We start from the raw sequence: 4,374 nt of genomic DNA, 5'->3' as shown, positions 1-4,374 counted from the left end.
AAAAATCGTTTGACGGCCTCGGCCGCGATTCATCACATGGTGAAATGCGCCTTTATATTCTATTCGAGTGGGTCTTGGCATGACAATAATATAGCTTAGATTTTATATATTTTAAAATAGGATTGACCCCTTATTTTTATTCGACTCTCTGTAAATCTTTATCAGTAATCTCTTCTAACCTAGTTAGATTCAAATTGTCTTTAATATCCTCAATTTTAATTTTTTTTGCCAATTGATTTTTAGAAACTCTCAAAACAAACGCTTTATAATCTTCACCATCTTTTTTTGTCAAACAATTAATGGCTTCAATTACCTCGTTCGAAAACCCCTGAATATTCAGGTCTTCGAGTGAGAAGTTACTGTCCTCAATAACGTCGTGCATAACAGCAACAATCATTTCTACTTCAGTTTCAAACTTAAACATCAATCTAAGCGGATGCAAAATATACGGCTGGCCAGCTTTATCAAGCTGACCAGCGTGTACTTTGGTTGCAATCTCAATCGCTTTATCTAAGTTACTCAATTACTTTCCTCGCATATAAACTTTTTTTGTAACTTCCTGCCCTGACAGTAACGCATCGTTAAATAATCTGTTATCGTAAAGGACTGGCTCACTTTTCTCTTCTTCACCATAAAACTTAACATAAATTTTTTCAGTTTTATGATCCCAGCGATACATCACTTCCTCAAATGGATAGTCAATATATACATCTTGTCGAGAAAACAACTCGCCTTTATTAATAGCCATTGGCCCTCCTAATAGCTTCATAATAAGCACGGCTTTGATCCGCTATCGACTGTGCCTGTGTACTCGCTGGATTCAGTACTCGCCATTGCTCATAAAATTTATGACCTTGCCCCCCTGCAATACCAGATCTTGAAGCTATCGAACTATATAAGTCGTCTCCTAATAACACTCTCGCCATAGCTTCAGATTCTTTTGCGTAAATCATAGCTGGTGTATTTACTTGTACCTCGCCGAAAATTCCGGCTTGAGTCTTTATAGTTGAGTTAACACCGCTATAACCAAGAGGATCTGTCGCACCATTGATTACTTTCACACTTGCGCCTCGTTTAGCTAACTCTGCAACTACCGCATCCATTTTATCTGGAGATACAATGATGGTATTTCTTGAAAGATCTTTAATCCTTGTTGCGTCACCGCCATAATCATTCATGATTTTTTGAATTGCGCGCTCCTGTGACTTTATCGGAGCTTTGGCTACTTGCCCACCAAACATGGATGCAATGTCATCTGCCATCGCATCTATTTCAACTTTCACAGCAGGAGCCTTTCCATATATCGATTTAAAGTTGTTTGGAACTACTTATTTATAAGATAACCCACTCCTTCGCAAAATATATAACTACCTTTAGCTTCTAAGTTATTTAAGGATTGAATAACAAATAGAGATTTATCTTCAGCTCTGTTAGCAGTGCCTAGTACATATCCAAGAAATTCTGACCTTAATTCTTCAGAAACTAGCCGACAAAACAAATCTAAGTGGCTGTCAATTATGTTTTCTAGATCAGGAAACCCTGCGCGCTTAAGTTCCAAGTATACTCCATCCAAGTATTCATCCGGTTCTGGGTCTTCCGCCTCCCGCTCTATAAAATCATTAAAATACTCAGAAAATTTTTCTAAGATGTTTTCAAAGCCAATTGATAAAGCGAAGCTAATTGACTCATCTTCAGAGATGGGCTTTCCAAAGCCCATCTCGTTTACTTTGACATTGAAATCACTAATGTTGTCGTTAGAAATATTCATTTTGATTCCTTACATTCCTGGTGGAACTAGGGTGATCGTTCCATCAGGATTTATAGAAATATAACCTGAAGGCCCAAAAGGCTCACCCGCTCTTGAAGGGGGAAATTCTCGTATACCTGACCGTTGGAAAAATTCCTGTGGAGATTCGATAATCCCGCTTGGTGGTTTATTGCCAGCGAATATCTTGACGCCTCTCTCAGATACTAGATCACCAGCTTCATCGAAAGAGTTTAGTATTCTATCAATTTGGCTATTTTTCATTTTGGCATTGAAACCAATATCTAAATCACTGTCTAGTCTGAACTCTCCTTTGCCAAAGAAATTCCTAACTCGACTCCCCCCAATAACAACTTCCACGGGTTTTCTTGGATCAAAAGCAGCTTCCAATAAAGCTGTAGCTTGTTTATTGCTCATACCTGGAACCATCTCAGCTAAGTGTGACACTTGTTCTGCTAACCCATTTGTTTTGATAGTTGTAGGCGAAGTAATCAACTTGTTTGGAACTACATAATGGGATCCCAGAGCACTCGTTTAGCGTAAGCTTTCGCCTCCTCTTCTGTATCAAAGTCCATAACTTCATATTCATCATTTAAAAGCATCTTTTTCCAAGAAAGAGATTCATCACAAAATGCTTCTTCAAGCTCACTCTTCATTTCATTCAATTTATCACTATTTTTTAAGCTCTCCGTGTATAGACTAATAGCCATGTCTTCAGGAAAGCTAAAATCTGCAACAAAAACAGTCTTCAACATATGAACAATATTTGTATATTTCATTTTCTGTATCCTATGGCAATGGAGCTGGGAATATCGTGATTGTTTCCCAAACATTTTTGCTTGGATTGAACATGTAAACTCCCTCTACACTCCGTAAGTTATCGACTCGTACCGGCGCCCCATGTGTTTCAAGGTTCTTTGCTTTATTTCCAGAACCATAAACTCGTTTAAACCCTCTCCCCAAATCTGCACCTAAATCGCCTGCATCATCAATTGTCACTCTGACCACTGACTGATTGGGTTGACGTGCAATCGCTTTCTGCAGGGCTCCTCCATTTCTGACTGCCTGGTCTGCGAAAACCAACAATTCATCACTATGAAATGCCGATGATAATGGGGGAACTGAAGGGCCAACGTCTCCATTTGGTTTAACAGCTGTTTTGGCGCGATACATTAACGCGCCATCAGTAACACTCCCACCATGAACACTTAATGAGTGAGCATTTGGATGGCTTGTTACTAACTTTAAATGATCAGGATTTATTTTGTTTGGAACAACAAATCAGCACATTCACTACGGCTCGTAACTTCTAGCCTCATCTGCGTAATCACTCATTCCCGCCGACTTTATCTCTTCAAAAGACGCCCATCCTGAATCCCCTCCACTAATAGATATTTCTGAGTCAGGGAGCAGAAAGTCGGGTGGCTCAGGATATATAGGATTCATATCTACTACTTCAACCGGATTTATCCACACAGAGTTACACTCTTCACACATGATAACCACTTTTTTCCCGTCACTACATCTGAGGAATCCAAGTATTCCCTCACCGCATACAGTACAATTTTCTTCAAGATAATACATACACTCTCCTAGGGTATAACCGGGAAGGAACTAACAACGTTATTTCCATTCTCAATAACTAGTCTTAAATGTGAAGCCTCCGGCAAACCATTCGCATTACCCCATTGCCCGCCGACATAACCCGTTCTTTGATTCATAGGGACAAGATAAACATCACGCGCTGGAGCTCTTCCTCTGGCTGGATTCACCGTGTGTATAACGCTTGAGTCTCCACTAAGCACCATCTTCCATGCTTCGTCTGTTAATTGCAGAGCTTCCTTACGACTGTCAAATACACCGTGCTTGCCTGGTCGATTAGGAATATCCTCAGCATGATTTAGAACATGCTGAATACGATTTCCGAAATTCGGACTAGGATCAGGACCGTACTTCAGTCCCGCGGGAGATTCCCAAGTTTTTATTCCGCTTGAATTATCAAACTTTAATGGAAAAACAGAAGAATTGTTGTTTGGAACAACCTTTTCCTGCTCAGTACGATTACCTTCAGCATTATCACCAATATATTCTGATTGTTCAACTCCCGCACCATAAGTTGTTTTCTCTTTTGACTGTTCTTTATTAGCAACCAATCGCCGCTCAGCCTCAACCCGCCGCGTATGCTTTTCACGAAACTTTTTAGCAATACCTGCCGCGGTGGGATTAGTATCGAGCAATTTATAATATTCTTCCAATGGCCAAAAATAATTGGGATCATACTCCCCATTTTCAGCACGATACCGCTCTAAGTATTCAATTTGATTATCGCCCCAACCATAATCACCAAGGAAGCCCTCTAATTCATATTCATCTCGAATTAAACAGTTATACACTATAATCGTTTGAATTTTGATGAGGTGGACTAAGTCATCGATGACATCATCCTCGGTATACCAGGACTGAATAGTTAGACCGTGGTAATGACCAATTTTTTCGACAATTCGCCAGAGGTGCTGCGGAAAGTTTTGTTCGTCGGTCAGTCGCCATAAAAACTGCTTGATAAAAATATCATCACGAGTTTTACATTCGGTATTAATTTCAAATTCGAG

The 4,374-nt window shown here is 39.8% G+C and carries 9 protein-coding genes; all 9 read right to left on the bottom strand.

Annotation, left to right across the window (positions count from 1 at the left end):
* Window positions 1-136 precede the first annotated feature (136 nt).
* Window positions 137-523, bottom strand: a complete 387-nt coding sequence (locus ABVT42_RS16385) for a GTP pyrophosphokinase (RefSeq protein ID WP_353898033.1) — start codon at window positions 521-523, stop codon at window positions 137-139.
* Window positions 524-748, bottom strand: a complete 225-nt coding sequence (locus ABVT42_RS16380) for a hypothetical protein (RefSeq protein ID WP_353898032.1) — start codon at window positions 746-748, stop codon at window positions 524-526.
* A complete protein-coding gene (locus ABVT42_RS16375; protein ID WP_353898031.1) occupies window positions 738-1,283 on the bottom strand; it encodes a hypothetical protein in 546 nt (181 codons plus the stop codon). Before ABVT42_RS16375 ends, ABVT42_RS16380 begins: the two co-directional genes overlap by 11 nt.
* 41 nt (window positions 1,284-1,324) lie before the next feature.
* Window positions 1,325-1,768, bottom strand: a complete 444-nt coding sequence (locus ABVT42_RS16370) for a hypothetical protein (protein ID WP_353898030.1) — start codon at window positions 1,766-1,768, stop codon at window positions 1,325-1,327.
* Window positions 1,769-1,777: 9 nt separating this feature from the next.
* Entirely contained in the window at window positions 1,778-2,182 is a 405-nt protein-coding gene (locus tag ABVT42_RS16365; RefSeq protein ID WP_353898029.1) for a hypothetical protein, read from the bottom strand.
* Window positions 2,183-2,271: 89 nt separating this feature from the next.
* Entirely contained in the window at window positions 2,272-2,544 is a 273-nt protein-coding gene (locus ABVT42_RS16360) for a hypothetical protein (protein ID WP_353898028.1), read from the bottom strand.
* Window positions 2,545-2,554: 10 nt separating this feature from the next.
* Complete coding sequence (locus ABVT42_RS16355) at window positions 2,555-2,938, bottom strand: hypothetical protein (protein ID WP_353898027.1); 384 nt, start codon at window positions 2,936-2,938, stop codon at window positions 2,555-2,557.
* A 120-nt stretch (window positions 2,939-3,058) separates the two neighbouring features.
* On the bottom strand, window positions 3,059-3,262 hold the full coding sequence (locus tag ABVT42_RS16350; RefSeq protein ID WP_367024112.1) for a hypothetical protein: 204 nt from the start codon (window positions 3,260-3,262) through the stop codon (window positions 3,059-3,061).
* 95 nt (window positions 3,263-3,357) lie between these two features.
* Window positions 3,358-4,374 (bottom strand): hypothetical protein (locus ABVT42_RS16345; RefSeq protein WP_367024111.1); only part of this gene is annotated, 1,017 nt, incomplete at its 5' end.

Source organism: Aliikangiella maris, assembly GCF_040719265.1.
In the GTDB taxonomy this organism is placed as follows: Bacteria; Pseudomonadota; Gammaproteobacteria; order Enterobacterales; family Kangiellaceae; genus Aliikangiella; species Aliikangiella maris.
The sequence above is the reverse complement of the archived record's forward strand: the minus strand, read 5'-3'. Positions and strand labels throughout refer to the sequence as shown.